A 24,973-nucleotide genomic window follows, 5' to 3' on the forward strand; every position below is an offset into this window, starting at 1 on the left:
GGAGCTTGGCCCTGCCGCTGTGCCATGCACAAGTGCCGGTTTCGTCACGCCTGCCGCCACCGGGCGCTGGCGTTGGCGGCGCGCCGTGGATGGCCCAGGATGGCAGGCGGGCCGCCCCCCTCGCGGTCCGTAGCAGGAAGGAGGCGCGGATGGCGGCTGGTTGGCCGGAGCCGCTGCGGCGGCAGGTCTCGACGCTGGTTCTGCAATTCCTCGCGGGGAGCGGGCGTGCCTGGATCGGGATTGCCGACCTCGGCCAGCTCGGCACGGCCGGGCCGGTGCTTGGGACGATGCGGCTCGGCGGCAGCCTGCGGACACTGGGCGCCGAGCCCCTGACCCGCGCCTTCGTCTGGGTCCAGGGGACCGAGCCGGAACTCTGGGTGGACCCCACCGACACCGGCTACCGCGATCTCTACGATGCCTTCGCGAAGACTTGGCTCGGCCTGCCGGGGCGGCCCGACGGCCGGGCGTTCAACATCGACCACCTCTTCCCCAAGGCGGCGGGGGCGCTGGACGGGCTGTCGCATGTCCGCGTGATGGCGATCGAGGCGGCGCCGAACCAGTCCGCGGGGCGGACGCTCGAGAAGGCGATGAAGCAGCGCGCCAGCGACGTGCCGGGCGGCAAGCTGGTCCGCCACGCCACCTGGCAGACGATCGGCAAGGTCGCCGGCTTCACCGGCTGGGAAGAACTGCCGAAGGGGCGCGAGGGCGACAACAGCGCGGTCGTGAAGCGGCTGTTCGCACATCTCGGCGGACGTGGCATCACCCCGCCTGCGGGTGTGCTCGAGCACGACCTCACCGCGCATACCCTCAGCGTGATCCGGTAGCGCGACCCATCACAGCATGGGCAGGTCGAGCCGGTGCTCCCGCGCGCAATCGATCGCGATGTCGTAGCCGGCATCGGCGTGACGCATCACGCCGGTGGCGGGGTCGTTCCACAGCACGCGCGCCAGCCGGCGCGCAGCGGCCTCGGTGCCGTCGCAGACGACCACCATGCCGCTGTGCTGGCTGAACCCCATGCCCACCCCACCGCCATGATGCAGCGAAACCCACGTGGCGCCCGAGGCGGTGTTCAGCAGCGCGTTCAGCAAGGGCCAGTCGGAGACGGCGTCGGAGCCGTCGCGCATCGCCTCCGTCTCCCGGTTCGGTGACGCCACGCTGCCGGAATCCAGATGGTCGCGGCCGATCACGACGGGCCCGATCTCGCCGCGCGCCACCATCTCGTTGAAGGCGAGGCCGAGCCGGTCGCGCTGGCCGAGCCCCACCCAGCAGATGCGCGCGGGCAGGCCCTGGAAGGCGATGCGCTTCTCCGCCATGTCGAGCCACTGGTGCAGATGCGGGTCGTCGGGGATCAGCTCCCGCACCTTGTCGTCGGTCCTGCGGATGTCGTCAGGGTTGCCGCTCAGCGCCGCCCAGCGGAAGGGGCCGATGCCGCGGCAGAACAGCGGGCGGATATAGGCCGGCACGAAGCCCGGAAAGTCGAAGGCATTTGCCAGCCCTTCTTCCTTCGCCATCTGGCGGATGTTGTTGCCGTAATCCATCACCACCGCGCCGCGCGCCTTGAAGTCCAGCATCGCCTGGACGTGGCCGACCATCGAGTGCTTCGCCGCCGCGGCGACGGCGGCCGGGTCGCTCTCCCGCTTCGCGTCCCATTCGGACAGCGTCCAGCCGGCGGGGAGGTAGCCATTGGCCGGGTCGTGCGCGCTGGTCTGGTCGGTGACGATGTCCGGCACCACACCGCGCTTCACCAGCTCGGGGAACACCTCGGCCGCATTGCCGAGCAGGCCGACGGAGATGGCGCGTCGCTCCGCGCAGGCGCTCCGGATCATCGCCAGCGCGGTGTCGAGGTCATCGGCGCGGTGGTCGAGATACTTCGTCTCCAGCCGCTTCTCGATGCGGGATGGCTGGCATTCCACGGCGAGCACGCAGGCGCCGGCGAAGACGCCCGCCAGCGGCTGCGCGCCGCCCATGCCGCCGAGCCCGGCGGTGAGGATCCAGTGCCCCGCCAGGCTGCCGCCGAAATGCTGGCGGCCGGCTTCCGCGAAGGTCTCGTAGGTGCCCTGCACGATGCCCTGCGAGCCGATGTAGATCCAGGATCCGGCCGTCATCTGGCCGTACATCATCAGCCCCTTGCGATCGAGCTCGTTGAAATGCTCCCAGCTCGCCCAGCGCGGCACCAGGTTGGAATTGGCGATCAGCACGCGCGGCGCATCGGCATGGGTGCGGAACACGCCGACGGGTTTCCCGGACTGGACGAGCAGCGTGTGCTCCTCGTCCAGCCGCTTCAGGACGGAGAGGATCGTCTCGTAGCTCTTCCAATCGCGCGCGGCGCGGCCGATGCCGCCGTACACCACCAGCTCGCCGGGCTTCTCGGCGACCTCGTCGTCCAGGTTGTTCATCAGCATCCGCATCGCCGCCTCGGTGGACCAGTGGCGGCAGGTGAGGTCCAGGCCGCGGGGGGCGCGGATGCCAGGGGAATTGGGGAGGGCGTTGCGGATGCGCGCGGGATCGGTCATGCCTGACTCAAGCCTGAGGGACAGGCGAGAGGCAAGCGGAACGGCATGACATCGGCGCGCGAATTCTGGGCGGCCCGGGCCTTGCTGCCGGGCGGCTGGGCGGAGGCGGTGCGGATCGCGGTGGATCCGGCCGGCGACATCGCCGCCGTGACCCCTGGCACCCCCGCTGGCGCGGCGCGGCGCCTGTCCGGCCATGTCGTCCCCGGCGTGCCGAACCTGCACTCCCACGCCTTCCAGCGCGCCATGGCCGGCGGCGCCGAGCGGCGCAGCCCGGCCGGGCAGGACAGCTTCTGGACCTGGCGGGAGACGATGTACCGCTTCGTCGGCCGCTTCTCGCCCGAGGACGCCGAGGCGGTGGCCGCGCAACTCTACGCCGAGCTGCTGGAACACGGCTTCACCTGTGTCGCCGAGTTCCACTACCTCCATCACCAGCCGGACGGCACGCCGTATGACGACATCGCGGAGATGGCGAAGCGGCACCTGGCGGCGGCGAGGCGGGCGGGGATCGGCATCGCCATGCTGCCCTCGCTCTACCGGCATGGCGGGATCTTCGGGAAGGAGCCGCATGCGGGGCAGCGACGCTTCCTGAACGACCTCGACGGCTTCGGCCGCATCGTGGAAGGCGCACGCGCCGCCGCCGCCGGCGACCGGCAGGCCAGCGTCGGCCTGGCGCCGCATTCGCTGCGCGCCGTGACGCCCGACATGCTGCGCGCCATCGCCGGCTTCGACGGCCCCATCCACCTCCATGCCGCCGAACAGCCGAAGGAGGTGGAGGAATGCCTCGCCGCCACCGGCGCGCGGCCGGTGCGCTGGCTGCTGGACAACCTGCCACTCGATTCGCGCTGGTGCCTGATCCACGCGACCCACATGGACGAAGGCGAGGCCGCCGACCTGGCGAAGTCCGGCGCGGTCGCCGGGCTCTGCCCGACCACCGAGGCCTCGCTCGGCGACGGCATCTTTCCGCTGCCGGCCTTCCTGCGCGAAGGCGGCCGCTTCGGCATCGGCACCGACAGCCATGTCGGCACCTCGCCCGCCTTCGAGCTGCGCCAGCTGGAAACCACGCAGCGCCTGCGCGACCATGCGCGCGCGGTGGCGACGGCGGAGCAGAACCCGCATCCCGGGCGTACCTTGCTGGACGCGGCGCTCGCCGGTGGTGCGCAGGTCAGCGGGCGCAGGATCGGCGCCATCGCGCCGGGGATGCGCGCCGATCTCGTTGAGCTCGACGACACCCATCCGCTGCTGCTTGGCCGCGAGGGCGATGCGCTGCTCGACGCCTGGGTGTTCAGCGGCCAGGGCAATCCGGTGCGCCGCGTGGTCTGCGGCGGCAAGGTTGTGGTGGAGGCCGGGCGGCACGTGGACGCCATGGCGATCCGCGATGAATTCGGGAATGCGATGCGGAGGCTATTGGCGTGAGCGGGCAACTCAGCGGGCAGGTGGCGATCATCACCGGCGGCAGCCGCGGCATCGGGCGCGCGATCGCGCTGCTCTTCGCGCAGGAGGGCGCCGACATCGCCTTCTGCCACCTGCACGATGCGGAAGGCGCCGCGGACGTCACGGCGAGGATCGAGGCGCTCGGCCGCCGTGCCTTCCACGCCGCGCTCGACGTGGCCGAGCTGCCGGCGCTGCGTGCCTTCATGGGCGCGGCGGAGGCAGCGCTCGGCCCCTGCGACGTGCTGGTGAACAATGCCGGCCTCAATCTGCGCGGCCCCTTCGAGACCATCACGGAGGAGATGTTCGACCGCGTGATGTCCGTGCATGTCCGTGCCAGCTTCTTCGCCGCCCAGGCGGTCTGGCCGGGCATGGCGGCGCGGGGCAGGGGGCGGATCATCACCACCGCCAGCCAGCTCGCCTTCAAGGGGGCGCCGAACGTGGTGCCCTATTGCACCGCCAAGGCCGCGCTGGTCGGCATGACGCGCGCGCTGGCCCGCGAGGGCGCGCCGAAGGGCATCCTGGTCAACGCCATCGCACCCGGCCCGGTGGAGACCGACCTGACGGCGCAGCTCGGCGCCGACTGGTCCGAGCGCATCGGTGCGACGCTGCCGATCGGCCGCGTCGGCCAGCCGGAGGAGATCGCCGCCGCCGCGCTGCTGCTGGCCAGTTCCCCGGGCGGTGATTTCTTCGTCGGCGCCACCATCTCGCCCAATGGCGGCGACCTGATGCATTGATGGCCACGATCCGCACCCTGACGCCGCTGGAAGCGGAGCACGCGGTGAACTGGGCCGCGGCCGAGGGCTGGAACCCCGGCCTCGCCGATCTCGACTGCTTCCTGGCGCAGGATCCCGGCCTGTTCCTCGGCGCCTTCGCGGGCGGCGAGCTGCGCGCGGTGATCTCCGCCACGCGCTACGGCGCGGATTTCGGGTTCATCGGCTTCTACATCGCCCGCCCCGAGGTGCGTGGGCAGGGGCATGGCATGGCGGTCTGGCGCGCCGGCATGAAGCAGCTCGCCGGGCGGCTGGTGGGGCTGGATGGGGTGGTGGCGCAGCAGCCGAACTACCGTAAATCGGGCTTCGTGCTGGCCTGGAACAACATCCGCTTCGGCGGCGAGCCGCCGTCGCAGCCGGCCGCACACCCCGACGTGGTGCCGGCCACGGCCGTGCCGTTTGCTGCGCTCGCGGCGCTCGACCGCTCGGTGTTTCCCGCCGAGCGGCCGGACTTCCTGCGCGCCTGGCTCGGCGCGCCAGGCCATGTCGCGCTGGCGCTGCTGAGGGATGGCACGGCGGCCGGCTTCGGTGTGATCCGCCCCTGCCGCAGCGGCCACAAGGTCGGTCCGCTGGTCGCCGAGGATGCGCGGGACGCCGAGGCGCTGCTCGCCGCGCTGGTCGCCCGTGTGGAACCGGGCCCCGTCTTCCTCGACGTGCCGGAGCCGCACCGCGAGGCGGTGGCGCTCGCCACCCGATTCGGCCTGGCGCCGGTGTTCGAGACGGCGCGCATGTACACCGGACCGGCGCCCGCCCTGCGCACCGACCGCATCTTCGGGGTCACGACCTTCGAACTCGGGTAGCCAGCCGCGCCCGGCCCCGCTACCTCCCCTGGGCAGGATGGAGGGGTGATGACGGTCCGCATCGAGATCGGGACGACCACCGCCGGAGCGCCGGCGACACTCGACCTCGAGGAGTTGTTGGCGACGCGCCTGCTGGTGCAGGGCAATTCCGGCTCGGGCAAGTCGCATCTGCTCCGCCGGCTGCTGGAGCAGTCCGCCGCCTGGGTGCAGCAGGCGGTGATCGATCCGGAAGGCGATTTCGTCACCCTCGGCGACCGCTACGGCCACCTGGTGATCGACGCCGCGGCCTCTGGCATCTCGGGCCTCAGGCGGGCGGCGGATGGGGTGCGGCGGCACCGTGTCTCGGTGGTGCTGAACCTCGAGAACCTGGAGGTGGACAACCAGCTCCGCCACGCCGCCGCCTTCCTCGACGGTCTGTTCGGCGTGGAGCGGGATGCCTGGTCGCCGATGCTGGTGGTGGTGGACGAGGCGCAGCTCTTCGCGCCGGCGATGGGCAGCGACGTCTCGGACGAGGCGCGGCGCAGCGCGCTCGCCGCGATGACCGACCTGATGTGCCGCGGCCGCAAGCGGGGGCTCGCCGGGGTGGTGGCGACGCAGCGCCTGGCGAAGCTGGCCAAGAACGTCGCGGCGGAGGCGTCCAACTTCCTGATGGGCCGCACCTTCCTCGACATCGACATGGCGCGCGCCGCCGACCTGTTGGGGATGGAGCGGCGCCAGGCCGAGATGTTCCGCGACCTGGCGCGCGGGCATTTCGTGGCCCTCGGCCCGGCCATCTCGCGCCGGCCGCTGGCATTGCGCATCGGCGCGGTGGAGACCGGCTCGCGCGGCGCCGGCCCGAAGCTGGTCGCGCCGCCCGAGGCGCCGTCCGACGAGGCGCGAGAGCTGATCCTCAAGGCCGCCGCCGCGCCCGATCCGCGCAACCTGCCGCCGCCGCGCCGCCCCTCCGCGCCGCCGCCCGACATCGCCGCACAGCTCGCCGCCGCCCGCCCGGCCGCGGTGCATGCGCCGGCGGAGGCCGCGTTGACGCTGGAAGAGGACGCCGCCCGCCGCACCAAGCTGGCGGAACTGCTGCGCGCCGTGCTCGCCGAGCCCGACGCCGCCTATCGCCAGCCGGCGGTGCTCTACCAGGATTTCCTGGTGCGCTGCCGCATTGCACGTCTCGGCGGCACGCCGCCGGACATCCCGGCCTTCCGCCGCATGCTCTCCCTGGCCCGTGCCGGGGTCGCGGAGGCGGCGATGGACGATGCCGACTGGCCCGCCGTGGCCGAGCAGGCGGCGGCGCTGCCGGAGGATACGCAGGGCGTCTACCTGCTGCTCGCCCGCGCCGCACTGGGCGCCGAGCCCTGTCCCTCGGACGCCGCCATCGCGCGCGCCTATGGCAGCCGGTCGGAGGGCCGGGCGCGGCGGCTATTGGAATGGCTGGAAGGGCAGGGCGCCATCGTCTGCCGGACCGATGCCGCCGGGCGGCGGATCGTCGCGCTCACCGGATCGGGGCGGGAGACGGCGCCAGGGGATCCGGCGGCGGAGGCGGCCTGATACCCGGCGCCCAGGGGTTCGACCTGCGGCCGGCCCTAAGCCGGCCGAGGCCGCGAATGCGGCCCGCCGCTTATGCGTCATCCGGAACGCATGCCTTCGGCATGACGAGCCAAGCCGCGGAGCGGCGCCGGCGTTTGAGCGCGCGAAGGTGAAACCTTCGTGCGCCAAGCATGAGATCAGGCCCCCCGCGCCCAGGGGTTTGCCGGCGGCGCGCGCCGGCCGCGGGCGGCCTCCACCATCAGCATCTCGCCGAGATTCTCCTGCGTCAGCAGGCCGACGAGGCGGCCGGCGCCGTCCAGCACGCCGATCGGACCGGCCGCCGCCTGCATTGCCTGCAGCGCCTCGTCCAGCGGCGAGCGGTGATGCACCGTCGGCACCTCGCGCTGCATCGCCTCCATCACCGCGCTCTCGGCGCCCGATTCGCGCAGCGCGCGGATCAGGTCCGAGCGCGTGAGGATCCCGCGCAGCCTGCCGCCGCCATCCACCACGGGGAAGTCCGTCTGCGCGCCGCTGAGCAGCATCTCCACCGCATCCTCGATGCGCGCGGCGACAGGCAGCGTCTCGAAGCGGGTGATCATCGCGTCGGAGGCCATCATCCCGCGCGAGAGCTCGCGCAGCTTCACCGCCTGCGCCTCCGCCCCAGCGCCCAGCCAGACGAAGAGCGCGACGAAGACCAGCAGCGGCGCGCCGCCGATCAGCCCGAGGAAACCCAGCAGGAAGGCCACCACCTGCCCGGTGGTGGCGGCGATGTCGGTGGCGCGCCGATGGCCCATCCGGTAGCCGAGCAGCGCCCGCAGCACGCGGCCGCCATCCATCGGGAAGGCGGGGATCAGGTTGAACACCACCAGCACGACGTTCACCCAGAACAGCCGCGCCAGCATGCCGTGCTCGGCGCCCGGCAGTGCCGCCATCGCCTCGACCGGCGGTGCGCCGCCGAGCAGGACGAACAGCAGCGCCGCGATCGCCACGTTCACCGCCGGGCCGGCAAGCGCAACGACCAGCTCCTCCGACGGCTTCTCCGGGATGCGCTCCAGCCGCGCGACGCCGCCGATCGGCAGCAGGGTGATGTCGGGCGTGGAGATGCCGTAGCGCCGCGCCGCCAGCACATGGCCGAATTCGTGCAGCACGACGCAGCTGAAGATCAGGCAGATGAAGAGGATGCCCTCCAGCGCCGCCGGCGTGCCGCCCTGCGCGTAGTGCGCGAAGCCGATCCAGGCCAGCAGCAGGAAGAAGGTGAGGTGCAGCCGTATTTCGGTGCCAAGCACGCGGCCCAGCGGGATGGACCAGCTCATCCGCGTCTCCCTTGCAGCCTCGCCTGGCGTGGCGGTTGCGGTGTCTCCTGCAGGCGCTCGAGGTCGAAGCCCTGCGCCGCCGCAATGCGGAGCGCGGCAGCCCGGTCGTCCGGCGCCATCTGCGGCGTGCGGGACAGGATCCACAGATACTCCCGCCCCGGCGCCCCCACCACCGCCCAGCGGTACTCGGGATCGAGCCCGATCACCCAGTAGTCGCCGTAGAAGGGCCAGAAGAAGGTGACGCGCAGCTTCGCATTGCCGCTGCCCTCCACCGCATAGGCGGTGCCGGTGGCCACGACCTCGCGATTGCCCTCGGTGGCGTCGAGGCAGCGGTTGGTCACCGCCACCTGGCCATCCTCGCGCAGGGCATAGGTCGCGGTGGTGGCGACGCAGCGCCGGCCCCGCCCGTCCTGGAAGGAGTTGGGATACCGCGCGATCTCGTACCAGGTGCCGGCATAGCGCGAGAGGTCGACGCGCGGCACCGTCTGCAACGGCGGCCCGGGTGGCGAGGTGGCGCAGGCGCCGAGCAGCAGCGCGGCCAGAAGCAGGAGCCGCTTCATGCCGGGCGTCCCCCGGCGGCGGCGCGCGGACAGCCGGGCACCACTCCGGCCGGCAGCGCCGCGACATGCTCGAACACCGCGCCGGCGGTGGTGATCCAGATCTCCTCGCGCGCCTGCGCGATCACCGCCAGCGCGCGGCGCAGTGCCCGCAGCCGGTGCGGCTGGCCGACGATGTAGGGGTGCAGCGCAATGCCCATCACCTGCGGCTGCCCGTCGCCGCGCACCTGGCGCAGCCTTTCCTCGAAATCATCCACCACCATCCGGGCGAAGGTCTCGGCCGATTCCTTGCGGGCGACGATGGCGGGGATGTCGTTGACCTCCTGCGGGTAGGGCACGGCGAGCAGCTTGCCGCCGCGCGTGCGCATCCAGACCGGCGCATCATCGGCGCACCAGTTCAGCGTATAGGCGTAGCCGGCCTCGGCCAGCAGGTCGGGCGTGGCAAGGCTCTCCGCGATCCAGGGCGAGAGCCAGCCGCGCGGCGCCTTGCCCTCGTGCCGGGCGATGGCGGCGGTCGATTCGGCGATCAGCTTGCGCTCCTCCGGCTCCGGCAGCACCGACTGGCGCTCGGAATTGGTGCGGCCATGGCCGGCGATCTCATCGCCACGGGCGCGATGCGCAGCGACCAGCTCCGGCGCGTACTCGTACATGGCGCTGTTCAGCAGCACGGTCGCGGGCAGGGCGAGCTCATCCATCAGGTCGAGCAACCGCCAGGCACCGACCCGGTTTCCATAGTCGCGCCAGGCGAAGTTGAGCACGTCCGGCTGGGGGCCACCGGGTGCGAGCTCCGCGCCCAGCCCCTCGCCGAAGGCGAAGTGCTCCAGGTTCACGCCGAGATAGACCGCGAGCCGGGTTCCGTTGGGCCAGGCATAGGCCTGCCGGCCGCGCCAGGCGGTGTAGTCGTAGCGTCCGTGGGTGGGCAGCATCGGGATCCTCGGCGGGCGGCTCGTTTCGTCAGCTTGGCGCCATGGTGGCAACCGGCAAGCCCGCCACGCCTGTCAGGTGATGTTGACGCGATGGGATGACCGCGCCGCGGTGCTGTCTTATGGTCGTCCGGGCATGTCACGGGCTGCGAACGACACGGACCGCGCCGCGGAGGAACTCCTCCGGCGTGAAGCGAAGCGGGCACGCGCGCGGCTGGCGCTGCCGGTCGCCCTAGGGCTTGGCCAAGTGGCGGTGGGCATCGCGCAGGCGCTGCTGATTGCCATGCTGATCGCGTCCCTGCTCGGCTTCGGCTCGGCCGGTTGGACGGAACTCGGTGCCGCCGCGGCGCTGGTGGCGCTCTCGGCCGGGCTCGGCGTGGCGCAGGAGCGCGCGCTGGTCGCGACCGGCGAAGCCGCGAAGGCGCGGCTGCGCGCCGCCGTGTTCGACCGCCTGCTGGCCGACGGCCCCTCCGACCCCCGGCCGGTCGGCGAGCGGGCGGCGCTGGTGGTGGATCGGATCGAGGCGCTGGAGGGCTTCCTCACGCGCTGGCTGCCCGCCGCGGTGCTGGCGATCGCCGGGCCGGCGCTGGTCGCCGCCGCGGCGGCCTGGGCCGACCCGACCAGTGGCGCGATCCTGGCCGTGGCCGGGCTGCTGATGCCGGTGGCGATGGCGGCGACCGGCATCGGTGCGGCGCAGGCCAGCCGGCGCCAGTTCGATGCTCTGGGCCGGCTTTCCGGCCGCTTCCTCGACCGCATGCGCGGCCTGCCCACGCTGGTGCTGTTCCGCCGGCAGGAGGCCGAGGCGCAGGCGCTGGGCACCGCCGCGGCGGAGCTGCGCGAGCGGACGATGAAGGTGCTGCGGGTGGCATTCCTGTCCTCCGCCTCGCTCGAGGTGCTGGCGGCGGGCGCGATCGCCCTGCTCGCCATCCGCCACGGCGCGGTGCTGGGGGCGGCGCATCCCGATCCGGTGGCGGCGATCTTCACCCTGCTGCTGGTGCCGGCCTTCTTCGCGCCGCTGCGCAGCTTCTCCCAGGCCTATCACGAGAAGCTCTCGGCCCGCGGTGCGGCAGCCGAGCTCGCGCCGCTGCTCGCCGAGCCGGAAGGCCCACCCGGTTTCCGGCTTGAGGAGATCCCCCGCCGGCTGGTGGTCACCTTCCAGGATGTGCGGCTGACCTACGACCCGACGCGGCCGCCGGCGCTGGACGGCCTCACCTTCCGGGTCATGCCGGGCGAGACGCTGGTGCTGTCCGGCACCTCCGGGGCGGGAAAATCCTCCGTGCTGCGGCTGCTGATGGGCTTCCGCCGCCCTGATTCGGGCCGCATCGCGCTGAACGGCCAGGATGCCACGGTGCTGGCGCCGGCCGAGCTCAGGCGGCTGTCCTCCTATGTCGGCCAGCGGGCGCATCTGTTCCGCGGCACGCTGCGCGAGAACATCCGCATGGCGCGCCCCGAGGCGGCCGATGCCGAGGTGGAGGCGGCCGCCGAGGCGGCGCAGGTCATGGCTTTCGCGCGCGGGCTGTCGCAGGGGCTGGATACGCTGGTGGGCGAGGGCGGCTTCGGCCTTTCCGGCGGCCAGGCGCAGCGTGTCGCGGTGGCGCGCGCCTTCCTGCGTGACGCGCCGCTGGTGCTGTTGGACGAGCCGACCGCGCATCTCGATCCCGGCACGGAATCGGAGGTGCTGGAGAGCCTGCGGCGCCTCTGCACCGGGCGCACGGCGATCATCGCCACGCATTCCCGCGCCGCGCAGCGCGTGCTCGGGCGGGTGCTGGAGATCGAGCATGGCCGTGCCGTGGGCGCGCGGATGGCGGGCGAGTGACCATGGGGGAGCGCCCGCGCATGACCCGCGACCTGCTCCGCGTGCTCGGTCTGTGGCGCGGCCGGATGGGCTGGCTGGTGGCCGGCGCGGCGATGGCGACCCTGGCGGTGCTAGTCGGGGTGGCGCTGATGGCCGTCGCCGGGCGCGGCGTGGCGAACGGCCTCAGCGGTGCGGCGCTGTTCGCCGGCGCGGCGGTGGCGCTCGCCTGGATCTGGCCCGTCGCGCTGCTGCGCCCTGTCGCGCGCTATCTCGACCGGCTGGTGAGCCACGCCGCCGCCTTCCGCGCCCTGTCCGACACGCGGGTGTGGTTCTTCCGCCGCCTGGCGGAACGGCTGCCGGCGGGCGTCGGCTTCCGCCGGACCGGTGACCTGCTCGGGCGGCTGGTCTCCGATATCGATGCGCTGGACCGCGTCTATCTCGGTGCGCTGGTGCCGGCGGTGGCGGCCATCGCGGTGGTGCTGGCGATCGCGCTGGTGCTCGGCGCCGTCTCCCCGCCGCTGGCGCTCCTGGTCGCGGCGCCGCTCGCCCTGGCGCTGCTGCTGCCCCCGTGGCTTGCCCCCGGCGCCGCCGAGGCCGGGCGGCGTGTCGCCGCGGCGCAGGGCAGCCTTCGCGCGGCGGCGGTGGATCCGCTCACCGGCATCGAGGACACGCTCTCCGCCGGCGCCGAGCGCATTGCCGCGCAGCGCGTCGCGGAGGAAGGCGCGACGCTCTCCGCCGCACAGCGCCTGCTCGCGCGGCGCGGTGCCTGGGGCGGCGCGGCGGGCATGATCCTGACGCAGGCCGCGATGCTCGTCGCCATCGGCTGGGGCCTGGCGATCGGGCAGGAGGGTGTGGCCGGCGCGGTGCTCGGGCTGTTCCTGGCGACCGCCGCGGCCGAGGCGCTGGGGCTGATGCCGCGGGCCGGCGCCGCCCTGGCCGCTGCCGGCGCCAGCGCGCGGCGCCTGTTCGAAGCCGCGGATGCCACGCCGCCGGTCGCCGAGCCGGAATCGCCCGCCCCGATGCCGGCCGGTCACGCCATCCGCGTGGAGGCGGTGCATTTCAGCTGGAGCCCGGAGCGGCCGCCGGTGTTCGACGGGCTCGACCTGGAGGTGCCCGAAGGCGCGCGGATCGCGCTGCTCGGGCAGTCGGGTGCGGGCAAGTCCACCCTGGCGTCGCTGCTGCTGAAGCTCGCCGCGCCGCAGACCGGGCGGGTGCTGCTCGGCGGCGTGGACATCGCGACGCTGGCGGCCGACGAGGTGCGCACGCGCATCGCCTGCCTGACCCAGGATGCGCGGCTGTTCGACGACAGCATCGAGGCCAATCTGCGTCTCGCCCGCCCGGAGGCGGAGGAGGCGGCGCTGTGGCGCGCGCTGGATGCGGCGGGGATCGGCGAGCTGGTGCGCAGCCTGCCGGAAGGGCTCGCCACGCGCTGCGGCGAGGCCGGCGCGCGCTTCTCCGGCGGCCAAGTGCGACGGCTGGCGCTGGCGCGCGCGCTGCTGTCCGAGGCGCCGGTGCTGATCTTGGACGAGCCGGCCGCCGGCCTCGACCCGGACACCGAGCGCGCCTTCCTTGAGACGCTCGGCGATGCGACCGCCGGGCGCAGCGTGATCCTGATCGTCCACCGCCTGATCGGGGTGGAGCGGCCGACACGCATCCTGCGCCTCGTCGCCGGAAAGGCGCTGACGGCGATGGGGTGATACGGGCCGGCCGTTGCGGCCGGCCCGCAACTCAGCGGCGGGTTTCGGCCGGCATGAAGTAGTCCAGCGCACTGGCGCCCGGCACTTCGGAAAGCCAGAAGCCGAGGCTTGCCCGGGTGGGCTGCGTCGGCTGCGGGCGCTGCACGACGATCTCGACACGCCCGACCTCGCGGCCATTGCCGTCGGCGATTGCCGGCTCGACCGCGGCGATCATCAGCTCAGCCTCCTCGGTCGGCATGGCGTGGATGCGGCCGAGGATACGGGCCAGCACGCCCATCCGCGCGCGGCCGCTGTTGTCGCCATCGGCCACCTTGATGGCGATGCCGAGCGCCTTGTCGCGCACGCAGGCCACCAGGTAGCCCTCGGCGCCGGTCTTCGCGATGACGTTGCCGTCGGTGTAGCGGATCAGCCGGGCGAGCGGCGAATCCTTGGCCGAGAGATGGTCGGGGTTGCTCGCCATGGCGTTCAGCACGCGCCGCACCGCGGCGCGGCGCTCCGGCGAGACGGCCTGGCCGGCGCCGAGCCGGGCCATCGCCTTCGCCATCGCCGAGATCGGCAGCGCCAGCGCGGGCAAGCCGCAATGGTCCACGCCGTAGGGCAGCCGGTGGGCATCGAGCCCGGTGAACTCCGAGAGCACGTCCCGGTACAGCTTCTGCGCCGGATGGTCGGGGTTGGCGTAGTCCAGCCGAGCGCCGAGATGCTTCGCCACGCTCAGGAAGCCGCAATGCTTGCCCGAGCAGTTGTGGAAGACGCGCCGCGGCCCGCCCTGCGCATAGGCATTGGCGACATCGGCCTCGTTGCGCGGCACGGCCGGGCCGCAGACCAGCGCATCCTCCGTCAGGCCGAGCCGGCCGAGCCAGTCGCCGACCAGCGCGACCTGGAACGGCTGCGCGTGGTGCGAGGCGCAGGCCATCGCGATGTGCTCGTCGGTGAGCCCCAGCGCGTCGGCGGCACCGGATTCGACCAGCGCAATCGCCTGGAACGGCTTCAGCGCGGAGCGCGGCGTCGGCATCCAGCCTGCGTCGCCCCAGGCGTGGCGCAGAGTCCCGCCAGTGTCCGCCACGGCGATCACGCCGTGATGGATGCTTTCCACGACAGGGCCGCGCCAGACCCGGGCGAGTTCGACCAGTTCAACGCCATTCGTCACGGCATGTCCCTCCCCCATCGCCGCCCGCCGACAGCAACGGAATGCATCCCCAATGGTGAGCGAATAGAGGGCGCGCCGCGGCGCGTCCTGCGCTCGGTCGTGACTCAATTCGACCTTGCCCGCCGCGGCGGGCCGCGGCGCCGGCGGCCAGACCGAGACACTGGGCAGCGCTCAGGCCGGGCCGAGGGCCGCCGCCACCATGCCGCAGAAGCGGCCGAGCGCGTCCGGGTGTACCCAGCGCAGCACCGCGACGACCTCGCCCGCGGGCCAGATCCAGGTGTAGTTGCCGCCCGCCCCCTGCGCGAAGACGGAATCCCGCGGCGCCCCCGGCTGCCGTCCTGCGCCGTTCAGCCACCAGAGGAAACCGTAGGAGGGGTTGAGCGGGCAGGGAGCGAGCGACCAGTCGATCCACCGTGCCGGGATGACCTGCCTGCCGCCCCAGGCGCCGCGGTTCAGCACCAGCCGGCCGATCAGCGCCTGGTCCTCGGCATGGATGCGCATCCCGCCGCCCCAATGCGTGCCGCCGGGCACGCTGGGCAGGCGGCGGCCATCCACCTCCACCGTGCTGTTGTCGTAGGGGTACCAGGTCCAGTCGCGGCTGCCCCCGATCGGGTCCAGGATGCGCTCGGCGAAGACTTCCGGCAGCGGGCGGCGGAACAGGCGCAACAGGCAGAGCGACAGGCGGTTCACCCGCACGTCGTTGTATTCCCAGTAGCTGCCCGGCGCCTGCAACGGCCGGGCGATGCCCTTCGGCCCCGCACCCTCGCGCGCCAGGTCGCGGCCGCGGTCGATCAGGTCGGCCTTGCCGAACAGCTCGCCCTCCCATTCCGAGGTGTTGGTCAGCAGGTGGCGCCAGGTGATGCCGGCATTCTGGTCGCTCTCGAAGCCTCCATCCCGGATGCGGGCCCGCACCGGCTCGTCGAGGTCGGGCAACAGCCCGTCGGACCAGGCGATGCCGGCCAGCAGGGAGAGGTAGGACTTGGCGGCGCTGAAGGTCATGTCCGCCTGGCGCGTGTCGCCCCAGCTGGCCAGGCGCTCGCCGCGGCGCTCGATCAGGCCGTTGGGGGCGCCGCGGGGGAAGATCGGGCCGATCAGCGCATTGTGCGGTGCGGGTTCGAAATGCCCGGCCTCAAGATGCGCGCGCAGGTCGCGGGGGAAGGGGGATTCATGCGCCTCGGCGAAGGCGGTTGCGGCGGCGAGGCGGGCGGCGAAGTCAGGCATGGCAAAGAGACTGCCGCCCCTCGCGTCTTCGCGTAACCCCCTCCACCCGGGCGCCGAACACCCCACATCCGGGTCAACAGGATGGAGGATGGCATGGCGACGGACACCGCGACGCGGGAGACAGCGACCCTTGGGGGCGGCTGCTTCTGGTGCATCGAGGGCGCGCTGCGCCATCTCAACGGCGTCTCCCGCGCGGAAAGCGGCTATGCCGGCGGCCATGTGGACAATCCGAGCTACGAGGAGGTCTGCGGCAAGAAGACCGGCCATGCCGAGGTGGTGCAGATCGATTTCGACCCGTCCCGGGTGAGCTACGCCGACCTGCTGCGCATGTTCTTCACCCTGCACGATCCCACCACGAAGGACCGCCAGGGCAACGATGTCGGCCCGCAATACCGCAGCATCATCCTGACCCACTCGCCCGACCAGGAGCGGGTGGCGAAGGAGGTCATCGCCGAGATCGATGCGTCCGGCATCTGGGGCGCCAAGGCGGTGACCGAGGTGGTGCCGCTCACGAAGTTCTGGCCCGGCGAGCCGGAGCACCAGGACTACTTCGCGCGGAACCCATGGTCGGGCTATTGCCGCGTCGTGGTGGCGCCGAAGGTCGCCAAGTTCCGCAAGACCTTCGCCGACCGCCTGAAGAAGGGGGCTGCCTGATGTTCGGATCGAAAGAGAAGCATGCGGAGGAGCACTTCCCGGTTGAGAAGTCGGAAGCCGAATGGCAGGCCGAGCTCTCGCCCGAGGCCTTCCGCGTGCTGCGCCAGCACGGCACCGAGCGCCCGGGCACCAGCCCGTTGAACGCCGAGAAGCGCCCCGGCACCTTCGTCTGCGCCGGCTGCGGCACACCGATGTTCGACGCCGCGACCAAGTTCGAGAGCGGTACCGGCTGGCCGAGCTTCTGGGCGCCGATCGAGGGCGCGGTCGCCACCCGCACCGACCGCTCCTTCTTCATGAGCCGGACGGAGGTGCATTGCGCCACCTGCGGCGGGCATCTCGGCCATGTCTTCCCGGACGGGCCGGCGCCGACCGGGCAGCGCTACTGCATGAACGGCGTCGCGCTGGGCTTCAAGCCGGCGCAATGAGCCGCCGGTAGACGCAAGGGGCGGGAAGCTGGACAACCACCGGCATCCCGCGGATTCTCCACGCTGCCGCCTTCCGAGGACCGCCACGGTGCAGTTGCGTAAACTTCTGCTCGCCCTTGCGCTGTCGGCGCCCTTCGCGGCGCGGGCGGACATGCTCTACGTGCTGAATTCGGGCGAGGCCTCGATCCTGCTGCTGGATGCCACCACCCGCGAGGAGATCCGCCGCATCCCGGTCCTGCGGGAGCCGCATCACCTGGTGCTGACGCCGGACGCGACGCAGCTGGTCATCGGCGATTCCGGCGGCAACGAGCTGATCTTCATGGACGCGCGAACCGGCGAGGTGCGGCGGCGCGAGCGCATCTCCAATCCCTACCATCTTGAGTACAGCCCGGACGGCCGGTTCCTGGTGGTCGCCAGCCTCCGTCGCGACCAGGTGGACATCTACCAGGCGGCGACGCTCGAGCTGGTGCACCGCTTCCGGCCGGGCGACATGCCGAGCCACGTGGCCTTCTCGCCGGACAGCAGGCGGGTCTTCGTCACCATGCAGGGCGACGCCGCGGTGGTCGCCTTCGACCTGGAAAGCCGCACGCAGCTGTGGTCGGTCGAGGTCGGGCCACAGCCCGCCGGCATCATCTGGCACCGCGGCAAGCTGCTCGTCGGCATCATGGGCAGCGACCACTTCGTCTCCCTCGACCCGGAGACACGGGAGGTCACGCCCGCCTTCACGCTGGGGCGGGGGGCGCACACAATCTTCCCCTCGCCGGACGGCCGCGCGCTGTTCGCGACCTCCCGCGTGGACAGCCGCCTGGCGGAGCTGGACCCTGAGACGCTGGCGGTGCGCCGCACCTGGAACATCCCGGGCGGGCCGGACTGCCTGACCTTCGATCCGGAAGGCCGGGTCTGGATGACGCTGCGCTGGTCCGGGCGCGTCGCGGTGCTCGACCCGGAGCAGGCGGAGTGGCAGACCATCCGCGTCGGCCGCAGCCCGCACGGCATCTTCTTCAAGCCGCTGCGCGAGGGGCTGTCCGGCGACTTCGCCGCGGCCATGCCGGGAGCGACCTCCGGTTCGCGCCCGCTGCCGGCGCCGCGCGGCGCGCCAGAGGCGGCCCCGGCGGCGCCGGCGGCCGTGCGCTAGGTCGATGCGGCGCCGCCTGCTGCTCGGCGCGGGCCTCGGCGCGCTTGCCGCCCCGGCGCTGGCGCAGTCGCCGGCGCGCTGCGCCGGGCCGGTCTACCTGACAATCGACACCGGCTGGAGCCGCGAGGCGGAGGCGATCGCCGCGATCCTGCGCCGGCATGGTGTCCGCGCGACGCTGTTCGTCGCCGACGAGCCGACCTTCCGCGGCGACACGACGCTCGCGGAGCCCTGGGCACCGTTCTGGCGCGCCCGGGTGGCGGAGGGGCATGTCTTCGCCAGCCACACCTGGCGGCATTGGTATTTCCGCGGCGATCCGGCGCCCGGGCAGGTGCGCTTCGTTCCCCGGCGCGGGCCGGGGGCGGCGGTGCTGGACCAGGCGGCGATGTGCGCCGAACTCGCCCGCCCGGTCGAGACACTGCGGCGCATGGTGCCGGAAGCGGTGGTGCTGCCGCTGTGGCGCGCGCCGGGTGGCATCACCACGCCGAACGCGCTGCGGCTGGCCGAGGGCTGTGGGCTGAGGCACCAGGGCTGGACGCGCAACGGCTTCCTCGGCGACGAGCTCGACAGCACGCAGCACCCCAACGCGGCGCTGCTGCGGCGGAACCTGGCGAATATCCGCGCCGGCGAGGTGCTGGTGATGCATTGGGGCGTACGCAGCCGGCGCGAGCCCTTCGCGGGCGTCCTGGAGGCGCTGGTCACCGGCCTCGTCGCCAAGGGATTTTGCTTCGAAACTCTTCCGGCGCAGGGTGTTGCAGCCTGATGTTCGACTGGTTGATGAACCTCTGGGTGGATGCCTCCGGCACGCTCTACGAAGGCGCCGTGCAACCGGCACTCTACGAGGCGGGGCTCATGGAATGGGCGGACCGCGTCCAGGAATGGCTTGATTTCGCATTGCTCGGCGTCGTGCAGGTTGCGCTGGTCTATGCCGTCTGCCGACCGCTGGAGGCGCTGCGGCCGGTGGAGCCGGTGACCGACCACGGCGCGATCAGGACGGACGTGCTCTACACGCTGCTCGCCCGCCTTGGCCTGCTGCCGCTCATCGCCTTCGTGCTGCTCTCCTCGGCGGAGCGGGCGATGAATGGCTGGCTCGCCGATACCGGCTTCGTGCCGCCGACGCTGGAGACCGTGTTTCCCGCCCTGCGCGATGCGCCGTTGCTGGCGCTCGCGCTGTATGTCGTGATCCTCGATTTCGGCGAGTATTGGCGCCACCGCTTCCAGCACATGTTCGGCTGGTGGTACGCGCTGCACAGCGTGCATCACGCGCAGCGCCAGATGACCTTCTGGACCGACGACCGCAACCACCTGCTGGACGACGCGATCGCGGCGCTTTGGTTCGGCGCGCTGGCGCTGCTGATCGGCGTGCCGCCGGTGCAGTTCGTGCTCATCGTCATGCTGCGCCAGCTCGCCGAGAGCCTGAGCCACGCCAATGTGCGGCTCGACTACGGGCGGGTGGGGGAGCGGCTGGTGGTCAGCCCCCGCTTCCACCGCATCCACCATGGCGAGCTCTCCGCCGGCGAGCATGGCCGCAACTACGCGGTGCTGCTGCCGGTGTGGGACTGGATCTTCCACACCGCCGATTTCGACCGCCGCAGCTATCCGCGCACCGGCGACCCGACCGCGCCGGAGAGCTTGGCCACCGGCGGCTGGCTGCGCCAGCAGGTGGTCGGGCTGCAGCAGTTCGGGCGGGCGCTGCGCCGGCGGTGAGGCCGGGCAGGGCGGGCCGCCCGTCTCAGCGATAGTTCGGCTGGTAACCGGAGGGCGGCGGGCCGTGATGCCACTGCCCGTACTGGTCGTACCAGCCGCCATAGCGCGGATCGTAGGGCTGCGCAGGGTAGGGGTCGGCCGGGATGCCGGCCGGGTTCGGCTGCGGCGTCAGCGCGCCGGCCACCCCCCCGAGCGCGCCGCCGATCAGCGCGCCACGCCCGGCGCTGCCGGTCACCGAGCCGATGAGCGCGCCGGCACCGGCTCCCAGCGCGGCGCCACCGAGCGCGCGCTGGTTACGGTCATTGGCATCGAGCCCCCCAGCGCAGGCACCGAGGGTAAGGGCGGGGGCGAGCAGCAGGGCAGGAATGAGGCGTCGCATGCATGGCACTCCGGCTTGGCCGCCGCGGCCATTGCCGCGGCGGTGGTTCGAGACGGCATGGAAACGCCCGAACCGGGCCGGAGTGCGGCAGGATTCAGGCCGACTTGCCGCTGCGTCCGGCCTTCGCCGGATCATTGGCCGCCGCGGGATTCGGGCCGCCGGCAGATTTCGGCGGCACCGGGGCCTTCGGCGTGCCGTGCACGCGCGGGTCGACCGCCGACAGCTCCACGACCGTCTCGCCGAGCGGCTTCGGGTCGGCCAGGTATTCGAACTGCCCCTTGCCGTCGGGGGCGGGGCCACGTGCCCAGCGGCCCTGCGCGCTCTCCGTCCCGCCGGAGCAGTTCCAGAACTGGTAGGACACCTCCTGGAACTCGCGCTCCTGAGGGAAGGAGGCCGGCACCGGGGTTTCGCCGAGACCCTCGGCCTCGAGCTCCGCGATCGCGGCGAGCCACTGGTTCTGGTGCATGGTGTCGCGCGCGATCAGGAAGGAGAGCATGTCGCGCACGCCGCGGTCCTCGGTCAGCTCGTAGAGACGGCAGACCTGCAGCCGGCCCTGGCTCTCCGCCGTGACGTTGTAGCGGAAGTCGGCCAGCATGTTGCCGCTGGCAATGGTGTAGCGCGCATTCCAGGGATACCCGACGCTGTCGTTGGGCGCCGCGCCCAGCCCGTTGACGATCACGTGCTGCGGGTTCATGCCCGCCAGGATCACGTCCTCCATGCGCGAGCCGCCCATGATGGCGCCGACCAGCGAGTTCTTCGCCGCATCCTCCTGCGCGTCCACGGGCGAGGTCTCCAGCAGCCGCGCGATCATGGTCGCGAGCATCTCGACATGCGCGATTTCCTCGGTGCCGATGTCGAGGATCATGTCGCGGTACTTCGCCGGGCCGCGGCAGTTCCAGCCCTGGAAGAGATAGCTGATCATCACGCTCATCTCGCCCCACTGGCCGCCGAGCACCTCCTGGAGCTTCTTGGCGTAGAGCGGGTCCGGCTTCTCCGGCTTTGCGTTGTACTGGAACTGGTTGGTCCGGAAGAACATCGCGGGCTGCTCCTCAGCCGTGGGCCTGGGCGAGGCAACCGCCTGCCGGTGCGGGGGTTCGGCGCCAGTAGGGCAATGAGCCGCGCGTCTCACCGCAGCGTGAAGCAAGCTCGGGCGCCGCGCCGCGGCAACAACGCTCACTGCCAGATTCGCCGCGACCCTCTATGCTGGCCGGCGCCGCGACGAACGCGGCAGCCCCAGGGGATTCCAGGAACGATGCAACGCAGGATGATGCTCGGCGCGGCCGCGGGGCTGCTCGGTGCGACGGCAGCGCCGAGGGCGCAGACGGCGATGCCGCACCACGGCGTGCCGATCCCGTCGGACCAGATGGCGCCGCTGCGCGGCCAGGGGCCGGTGCAGCTGACGCCGGAGCAGTATTCGCAGCGCTTCGTGGACAGCCCCGCCCCCGCCGGCCCGCCCGGCCGCTGGGTGAACCGCGCGCCGCTGCCCATTCCGCGCACCGAGATGGCCTGGGCCGCGGCGTGGGACAACAAGCTGCACGTGATCGGCGGCTATGCCGAGCAGCGGGTGAACAACAACTACCATCACGTCTACGACCCGGCGACCGACAGCTGGGCCGAGAAGGCGCGGCTGCCGCGCGGCGCCAACCATGTCGGCGTGGTCGCCCATGCCGGCCGCATCTACGCCTTCGGCGGCTTCAACAACCAGAACCGCGCCGCCGACGACCTGGCCTTCGTCTATGACGTCGCCGCCGACCGCTGGGACCGCATCGCGCCGATGCCCCGCCCGCGTGGCGCCGGCGCGCTCGCCGTGGTGGACGGCAAGATCCACCACATCGGCGGCGCCTCGAACCCCGAGCCCGAGCGAGCCTCGGTGGGCTGGCACGAGGTCTACGACCCGCAGGCGGACAGGTGGGAGATGCGCAAGGCGCTGCCCGGCGCGCGGGATCATGCCGGCGTGGTGGTGCATGACGGCCTCATCCACATCGTCGGGGGCCGCTTCAACACCTTCGAGTACAACACCGGCCTGCACCACGTGTACGACCCTGCGCGCAACCAGTGGGAAGTCCGCGCGCCGCTGCCGACGCCGCGTTCGGGACATGGGCTGGTGGTGTATCGCGGCCGCTTCTTTGCGATGGGGGGCGAGAGCGGCTGGTTCGTGAACCGCCAGCTCACCGGCCAGGTGCACGGCCAGGTCGAGAGCTACGACCCGGTCAGCGACAGCTGGCAGCACCATGCGCCGATGCCGACGCCACGCCACGGCATGGGCGCGGTGACGATCGGCGACTTCATCTACGTCGCCGGCGGCGGGCCGGTGGTCGGCGGCGGCATCAAGACCGCCGTGCACGAGGCCTTCACGCTGTCCTAGCCGCCTGTCCTAGCCGCACGGGCGCCACGCTGCGCCGCGCGGCGCGTTGGCGCTCCGGCGGCCGTGGCACTGGGCGGGCCGAACCGCAACCGAGGGTGGAGCGCGGGATGCCGGGCGACGAGATGGAGGAACTGCGCGGCGAGATCGTCGCACTTGAGACGGCCCTCGCTGCCGCCTTCGGGGAGATCGCCGTGCTGCGCGCGGCGGTGGAGGGCGGTGGCTCGGCCGCGGCGCTGCGCTCGATGGAGGGCATGGCGGCGCAGCTCGAGGGCTCCGTCCTGCGCGGCGTCGTGGGCGCGGAAGCGCTGGGCCGGCCGGAGGCGGCCGCCGGCTTCGAGCGGCGCATGGAGCAGATCGCCCATGCGCTGCGCAACGCCATCGCGTTTCGCGATCGCTGAGAGCAGGCCGCGCGCAACGAAGGAGGCGGCCTGCCGTTGCATCCCGGTCCCGCGCATCCCGGCGCGCGACGGCCGGAAGCCCGCGATGCCGCGCATCCTCCTCGCGATCCTGCTGCTGCTGCCTGCCGCCTGCGCCATGCCGGCGGTCTACGAGTCCGATCGCGCCGCGGTCGCCGGCCGCAGCTGGGTCGTCACCGGCGCCTCCTCCGGCATCGGGCGTGGCGTGGCGGAGCGTGTCGGCGCGCTGGGCGGGAACGTCGTGCTCGCCGCCCGCCGCGGCGAGGCGCTGGAGGCGGTGGCGCGGCTGATCCGCGCCAATGGCGGCGAGGCGCTGGTGGTGCCAACCGATGTCGGCAGCGCGGAGGCGGTCGAGGCGCTCGCCGAGGCCGCCTGGCGGCGGTTCGGGCGGGTGGATGTATGGTTCAACAATGCTGGGGTGATCCCGATCGGTCGCTTCGCGGAGGTCCCGCTCGCGGACCACATCCGGACGGTCGATGTGAACCTCGGCAGCGTGATCCGCGGCAGCCACGCCGCGCTGCGGCGCTTCCGCGTGCAGGGCGGCGGAACGCTGGTGAACATGGCCTCGGTGGTGGGGCGCGTGCCGGTTGCCTATTACGCCTCCTACGCCGCCAGCAAGCACGGCATCATCGGCCTGGATGCGGCTCTGCGGGAGGAGATGCGGCTGGCCGGGCTCGACAGCATCCGCATCGTGACCATACTGCCCTGGGCGGTGGACACGCCCGTCTGGGGGAACGCCGCCGTGTATACCGGGCGGCAGCCAACCATGCCCTTGATGGACGAGGCGCGGGCCGTGGCGGATGCGATCGTCTGGGCGGCGGTGAACGCGCCGCCCGGCGAATTCCCGGTCGGGCCGAAGGCGGGGGCGGCGGTGCTCGGGGCCCAGCTCGCCCCCGGGCTGGTGACGCGGCTGGCCTCCGGGCTGGTCCACCGAACGCTGCAGCGGGCACCGCCCGCGCCGGACCGTCCGGGCAACCTGTTCCAGCCGAGCCCCGAGCCCTCGCGGGTCGAGGGCGGCTACCAGCCACCCTGAGGCGCGCCGCTGGACAGGAGCCGGCGATTCACACCCCGGCGTGCCCACCTTCGATGTGCAGACTCCGGGCGATCGCGGGCTACGCAGCCCGCCGCATCTGCCGCCCCAGCAACTCCGCAAGATGCGCCGCCACCGCGCCCATGCCGGTGCGAGCGCCCTCGCGCCCGGCGCGGCGTTCGGCCTCGGCGTTGTAGTTGGTGTTGGTGTTGACGTCGTAGGCGAAGGTGCGGCCGGTGCGGTCGGTGATGAACTCGATGGCGCCGACGCCGATGCCGTTGGCCGTCAGGAAGGCCTCCATCCGATGGATCAGCGGATGGGTGAAGCCCTCGACGATGCGGAACTTCTCGCCGGGCGCCACAGCGGGGCACGCCGCGCCCTCCTCCGTCGCGCAGGCGTCGGCCGGGCAGAGCTCGAAGCCCTCCGACGTGTCCACCCGCACGGCATAGAGGAAGCGGCCGCCGATGAACTCGGCGCGGGTGATGAAGGGCTCCGGCGCCTCGACGTAGCGCTGCACCAGCCAGATGCCGTCCCGGGGATGGGCGTGCGGGTCGTCGGTCGCGGCGAGCTTGTCGAGTGCCTGCGCCAGGCCTTCGCTGCTGCGCACCAGCTGCACGCCGAGCCCCTTGCCGGCGCGGTTGTGCTTCAGGATCAGCGGATAGCCGAGCCGGTCCGCCGCCGTCGGGATATGCGCCACGCCGACCACGGCGATGGTCTCGGGCGTCGGGATGCCATGCGCGGCCAGGGCCTGGTACTGCGCCACCTTGGAAAGCTCGAGTTGCAGCGCGCGGCGCCCGTTCACCACCGTCCGCCCGTGCCGCTCCAGCCACTCGATGACCGCGCCGGCATATTCCGGCGCATGGACGTGGCCGCGGGTGTGCGAGGAGGCGCTCATCCGATTGTAGAACACGCCTTCCGGCGGCGGCCGCGTCAGGTCGAGCAGGCCGGTGTCGAGGAACCATTCCTCGAAGCGCCCGCCGGTGGCGGCGAAGGCGGCGCGCAGCGGCACCACCCAGGCGTCGTTCTCGTGCAGGACGTGGATGCTCGGCATGGCGTTCCCCGCGGGCTCTGACACCGGAGAAAGAGGGGAAATTTCTGCCAGGACGCAATAGTGTCGCGGAAAAAAGAAAATCTTACCACAACCGCTTGGCGTCTCCGGAAGGAACGCAGCGGCGGCCCGGGA

24 protein-coding genes are annotated in these 24,973 nt (G+C 72.5%); 15 read left to right on the top strand and 9 right to left on the bottom strand.

From position 1 onward, the window contains the following. Positions 1 to 149 precede the first annotated feature (149 nt). Positions 150 to 824, top strand: a complete 675-nt coding sequence (locus tag ACESM1_RS09900) for a hypothetical protein (RefSeq protein ID WP_372619649.1) — start codon at positions 150 to 152, stop codon at positions 822 to 824. A 9-nt stretch (positions 825 to 833) separates the two neighbouring features. Here ACESM1_RS09900 and hutU read toward each other — a convergent pair whose 3' ends face one another. Continuing rightward, the gene (gene hutU / locus ACESM1_RS09905; RefSeq protein ID WP_372619650.1) at positions 834 to 2,513 is read right to left on the bottom strand and encodes a urocanate hydratase; all 1,680 of its coding nucleotides are present in this window, start codon (positions 2,511 to 2,513) and stop codon (positions 834 to 836) included. A gap of 45 nt (positions 2,514 to 2,558) precedes the next feature. On the opposite strand from hutU, the gene ACESM1_RS09910 reads away from it, so the two are divergent. Genes ACESM1_RS09910 through ACESM1_RS09925 form a run of 4 tightly spaced genes read left to right on the top strand, consistent with a single transcriptional unit; the run spans position 2,559 to position 7,050 of the window. Beyond that, positions 2,559 to 3,926 carry a formimidoylglutamate deiminase gene (locus tag ACESM1_RS09910; protein WP_372619651.1) on the top strand — a complete coding sequence of 456 codons (1,368 nt, stop codon included), beginning with the start codon at positions 2,559 to 2,561 and terminating at the stop codon, positions 3,924 to 3,926. Further along, on the top strand, positions 3,923 to 4,678 hold the full coding sequence (locus ACESM1_RS09915; RefSeq protein WP_372619653.1) for an SDR family NAD(P)-dependent oxidoreductase: 756 nt from the start codon (positions 3,923 to 3,925) through the stop codon (positions 4,676 to 4,678). The genes ACESM1_RS09910 and ACESM1_RS09915 overlap by 4 nt, the downstream gene beginning before the upstream one ends. After that, positions 4,678 to 5,514 carry a GNAT family N-acetyltransferase gene (locus ACESM1_RS09920; RefSeq protein ID WP_372619654.1) on the top strand — a complete coding sequence of 279 codons (837 nt, stop codon included), beginning with the start codon at positions 4,678 to 4,680 and terminating at the stop codon, positions 5,512 to 5,514. Before ACESM1_RS09915 ends, ACESM1_RS09920 begins: the two co-directional genes overlap by 1 nt. 48 nt (positions 5,515 to 5,562) lie before the next feature. Further along, complete coding sequence (locus ACESM1_RS09925; RefSeq protein WP_372619655.1) at positions 5,563 to 7,050, top strand: helicase HerA domain-containing protein; 1,488 nt, start codon at positions 5,563 to 5,565, stop codon at positions 7,048 to 7,050. A gap of 176 nt (positions 7,051 to 7,226) precedes the next feature. Here the strand turns inward: ACESM1_RS09925 and ACESM1_RS09930 are convergent, their stop codons facing one another. From ACESM1_RS09930 to ACESM1_RS09940, 3 genes are read right to left on the bottom strand one after another with little or no spacing between them, the layout of a single operon-like run. Beyond that, positions 7,227 to 8,342 (bottom strand): site-2 protease family protein, encoded by a 1,116-nt coding sequence (locus ACESM1_RS09930; protein ID WP_372619657.1) that lies wholly within the window; start codon positions 8,340 to 8,342, stop codon positions 7,227 to 7,229. Further along, positions 8,339 to 8,902 (bottom strand): lipocalin family protein, encoded by a 564-nt coding sequence (locus tag ACESM1_RS09935; RefSeq protein ID WP_372619659.1) that lies wholly within the window; start codon positions 8,900 to 8,902, stop codon positions 8,339 to 8,341. Before ACESM1_RS09935 ends, ACESM1_RS09930 begins: the two co-directional genes overlap by 4 nt. After that, positions 8,899 to 9,825: a polysaccharide deacetylase family protein gene (locus ACESM1_RS09940; RefSeq protein ID WP_372619661.1), complete on the bottom strand. Its 927-nt coding sequence runs from the start codon at positions 9,823 to 9,825 to the stop codon at positions 8,899 to 8,901. The genes ACESM1_RS09935 and ACESM1_RS09940 overlap by 4 nt, the downstream gene beginning before the upstream one ends. Positions 9,826 to 9,958: 133 nt before the next feature. On the opposite strand from ACESM1_RS09940, the gene cydD reads away from it, so the two are divergent. Together cydD and cydC are read left to right on the top strand one after the other, a co-directional pair. Next, the gene (gene cydD, locus ACESM1_RS09945; protein ID WP_372619662.1) at positions 9,959 to 11,638 is read left to right on the top strand and encodes a thiol reductant ABC exporter subunit CydD; all 1,680 of its coding nucleotides are present in this window, start codon (positions 9,959 to 9,961) and stop codon (positions 11,636 to 11,638) included. 20 nt (positions 11,639 to 11,658) lie between these two features. Next, a complete protein-coding gene (gene cydC / locus ACESM1_RS09950; protein WP_372619664.1) occupies positions 11,659 to 13,314 on the top strand; it encodes a thiol reductant ABC exporter subunit CydC in 1,656 nt (551 codons plus the stop codon). 31 nt (positions 13,315 to 13,345) lie between these two features. On the opposite strand, the gene ACESM1_RS09955 is transcribed toward cydC, so the two are convergent. Both ACESM1_RS09955 and ACESM1_RS09960 read right to left on the bottom strand, forming a co-directional pair. After that, entirely contained in the window at positions 13,346 to 14,461 is a 1,116-nt protein-coding gene (locus tag ACESM1_RS09955; protein WP_372619666.1) for an asparaginase, read from the bottom strand. 171 nt (positions 14,462 to 14,632) lie between these two features. Then, on the bottom strand, positions 14,633 to 15,682 hold the full coding sequence (locus ACESM1_RS09960; RefSeq protein ID WP_372619668.1) for a serine hydrolase domain-containing protein: 1,050 nt from the start codon (positions 15,680 to 15,682) through the stop codon (positions 14,633 to 14,635). Positions 15,683 to 15,775: 93 nt separating this feature from the next. Here ACESM1_RS09960 and msrA point away from each other — a divergent pair, with 93 nt between their 5' ends. From msrA to ACESM1_RS09985, 5 genes are all read left to right on the top strand, one after another. Then, a complete protein-coding gene (gene msrA / locus ACESM1_RS09965; protein ID WP_372619670.1) occupies positions 15,776 to 16,336 on the top strand; it encodes a peptide-methionine (S)-S-oxide reductase MsrA in 561 nt (186 codons plus the stop codon). Beyond that, positions 16,336 to 16,761, top strand: coding sequence for a peptide-methionine (R)-S-oxide reductase MsrB (gene msrB, locus ACESM1_RS09970; RefSeq protein WP_372619671.1), 426 nt, complete (start codon positions 16,336 to 16,338; stop codon positions 16,759 to 16,761). Before msrA ends, msrB begins: the two co-directional genes overlap by 1 nt. A gap of 88 nt (positions 16,762 to 16,849) precedes the next feature. Then, complete coding sequence (locus ACESM1_RS09975) at positions 16,850 to 17,896, top strand: YncE family protein (protein ID WP_372619672.1); 1,047 nt, start codon at positions 16,850 to 16,852, stop codon at positions 17,894 to 17,896. Between the two features lie 4 nt (positions 17,897 to 17,900). After that, the gene (locus ACESM1_RS09980; protein WP_372619674.1) at positions 17,901 to 18,656 is read left to right on the top strand and encodes a polysaccharide deacetylase family protein; all 756 of its coding nucleotides are present in this window, start codon (positions 17,901 to 17,903) and stop codon (positions 18,654 to 18,656) included. Next, a complete protein-coding gene (locus tag ACESM1_RS09985) occupies positions 18,656 to 19,600 on the top strand; it encodes a sterol desaturase family protein (RefSeq protein ID WP_372619676.1) in 945 nt (314 codons plus the stop codon). Before ACESM1_RS09980 ends, ACESM1_RS09985 begins: the two co-directional genes overlap by 1 nt. 25 nt (positions 19,601 to 19,625) lie before the next feature. Here ACESM1_RS09985 and ACESM1_RS09990 read toward each other — a convergent pair whose 3' ends face one another. Both ACESM1_RS09990 and ACESM1_RS09995 read right to left on the bottom strand, forming a co-directional pair. Beyond that, positions 19,626 to 19,979, bottom strand: coding sequence for a YMGG-like glycine zipper-containing protein (locus tag ACESM1_RS09990; RefSeq protein ID WP_372619678.1), 354 nt, complete (start codon positions 19,977 to 19,979; stop codon positions 19,626 to 19,628). A gap of 94 nt (positions 19,980 to 20,073) precedes the next feature. Next, entirely contained in the window at positions 20,074 to 21,015 is a 942-nt protein-coding gene (locus tag ACESM1_RS09995) for a manganese catalase family protein (protein ID WP_372619680.1), read from the bottom strand. Between the two features lie 216 nt (positions 21,016 to 21,231). On the opposite strand from ACESM1_RS09995, the gene ACESM1_RS10000 reads away from it, so the two are divergent. The 3 genes from ACESM1_RS10000 to ACESM1_RS10010 all read left to right on the top strand — a co-directional run bounded on the left by ACESM1_RS10000 (position 21,232) and on the right by ACESM1_RS10010 (position 23,793). Next, positions 21,232 to 22,344, top strand: a complete 1,113-nt coding sequence (locus ACESM1_RS10000) for a Kelch repeat-containing protein (protein ID WP_372619682.1) — start codon at positions 21,232 to 21,234, stop codon at positions 22,342 to 22,344. A gap of 107 nt (positions 22,345 to 22,451) precedes the next feature. After that, positions 22,452 to 22,742, top strand: a complete 291-nt coding sequence (locus ACESM1_RS10005) for a hypothetical protein (protein WP_372619684.1) — start codon at positions 22,452 to 22,454, stop codon at positions 22,740 to 22,742. Positions 22,743 to 22,827: 85 nt separating this feature from the next. Beyond that, positions 22,828 to 23,793 (top strand): SDR family NAD(P)-dependent oxidoreductase, encoded by a 966-nt coding sequence (locus ACESM1_RS10010; RefSeq protein ID WP_372619686.1) that lies wholly within the window; start codon positions 22,828 to 22,830, stop codon positions 23,791 to 23,793. A gap of 79 nt (positions 23,794 to 23,872) precedes the next feature. Here the strand turns inward: ACESM1_RS10010 and ACESM1_RS10015 are convergent, their stop codons facing one another. Further along, the gene (locus tag ACESM1_RS10015) at positions 23,873 to 24,841 is read right to left on the bottom strand and encodes a RimK family alpha-L-glutamate ligase (RefSeq protein WP_372619688.1); all 969 of its coding nucleotides are present in this window, start codon (positions 24,839 to 24,841) and stop codon (positions 23,873 to 23,875) included. Positions 24,842 to 24,973 lie beyond the last annotated feature (132 nt).

Origin of the sequence: Falsiroseomonas sp., from assembly GCF_041690465.1 — a bacterium.
In the GTDB taxonomy this organism is placed as follows: domain Bacteria; phylum Pseudomonadota; class Alphaproteobacteria; order Acetobacterales; family Acetobacteraceae; genus Falsiroseomonas.

Bases quoted from the DNA above. Each gene is read 5' to 3' on its own strand.
- ACESM1_RS09900 (WP_372619649.1), top strand. From the start codon at position 150: ATGGCGGCTGGTTGGCCGGAGCCGCTGCGGCGGCAGGTCTCGACGCTG.
- hutU (WP_372619650.1), bottom strand. From the start codon at position 2,513: ATGACCGATCCCGCGCGCATCCGCAACGCCCTCCCCAATTCCCCTGGC.
- ACESM1_RS09910 (WP_372619651.1), top strand. From the start codon at position 2,559: ATGACATCGGCGCGCGAATTCTGGGCGGCCCGGGCCTTGCTGCCGGGC.
- ACESM1_RS09920 (WP_372619654.1), top strand. From the start codon at position 4,678: ATGGCCACGATCCGCACCCTGACGCCGCTGGAAGCGGAGCACGCGGTG.
- ACESM1_RS09925 (WP_372619655.1), top strand. From the start codon at position 5,563: ATGACGGTCCGCATCGAGATCGGGACGACCACCGCCGGAGCGCCGGCG.
- ACESM1_RS09930 (WP_372619657.1), bottom strand. From the start codon at position 8,342: ATGAGCTGGTCCATCCCGCTGGGCCGCGTGCTTGGCACCGAAATACGG.
- ACESM1_RS09935 (WP_372619659.1), bottom strand. From the start codon at position 8,902: ATGAAGCGGCTCCTGCTTCTGGCCGCGCTGCTGCTCGGCGCCTGCGCC.
- ACESM1_RS09940 (WP_372619661.1), bottom strand. From the start codon at position 9,825: ATGCTGCCCACCCACGGACGCTACGACTACACCGCCTGGCGCGGCCGG.
- cydD (WP_372619662.1), top strand. From the start codon at position 9,959: ATGTCACGGGCTGCGAACGACACGGACCGCGCCGCGGAGGAACTCCTC.
- cydC (WP_372619664.1), top strand. From the start codon at position 11,659: ATGACCCGCGACCTGCTCCGCGTGCTCGGTCTGTGGCGCGGCCGGATG.
- ACESM1_RS09960 (WP_372619668.1), bottom strand. From the start codon at position 15,682: ATGCCTGACTTCGCCGCCCGCCTCGCCGCCGCAACCGCCTTCGCCGAG.
- msrA (WP_372619670.1), top strand. From the start codon at position 15,776: ATGGCGACGGACACCGCGACGCGGGAGACAGCGACCCTTGGGGGCGGC.
- msrB (WP_372619671.1), top strand. From the start codon at position 16,336: ATGTTCGGATCGAAAGAGAAGCATGCGGAGGAGCACTTCCCGGTTGAG.
- ACESM1_RS09980 (WP_372619674.1), top strand. From the start codon at position 17,901: ATGCGGCGCCGCCTGCTGCTCGGCGCGGGCCTCGGCGCGCTTGCCGCC.
- ACESM1_RS09985 (WP_372619676.1), top strand. From the start codon at position 18,656: ATGTTCGACTGGTTGATGAACCTCTGGGTGGATGCCTCCGGCACGCTC.
- ACESM1_RS09990 (WP_372619678.1), bottom strand. From the start codon at position 19,979: ATGCGACGCCTCATTCCTGCCCTGCTGCTCGCCCCCGCCCTTACCCTC.
- ACESM1_RS09995 (WP_372619680.1), bottom strand. From the start codon at position 21,015: ATGTTCTTCCGGACCAACCAGTTCCAGTACAACGCAAAGCCGGAGAAG.
- ACESM1_RS10000 (WP_372619682.1), top strand. From the start codon at position 21,232: ATGCAACGCAGGATGATGCTCGGCGCGGCCGCGGGGCTGCTCGGTGCG.
- ACESM1_RS10005 (WP_372619684.1), top strand. From the start codon at position 22,452: ATGCCGGGCGACGAGATGGAGGAACTGCGCGGCGAGATCGTCGCACTT.
- ACESM1_RS10010 (WP_372619686.1), top strand. From the start codon at position 22,828: ATGCCGCGCATCCTCCTCGCGATCCTGCTGCTGCTGCCTGCCGCCTGC.
- ACESM1_RS10015 (WP_372619688.1), bottom strand. From the start codon at position 24,841: ATGCCGAGCATCCACGTCCTGCACGAGAACGACGCCTGGGTGGTGCCG.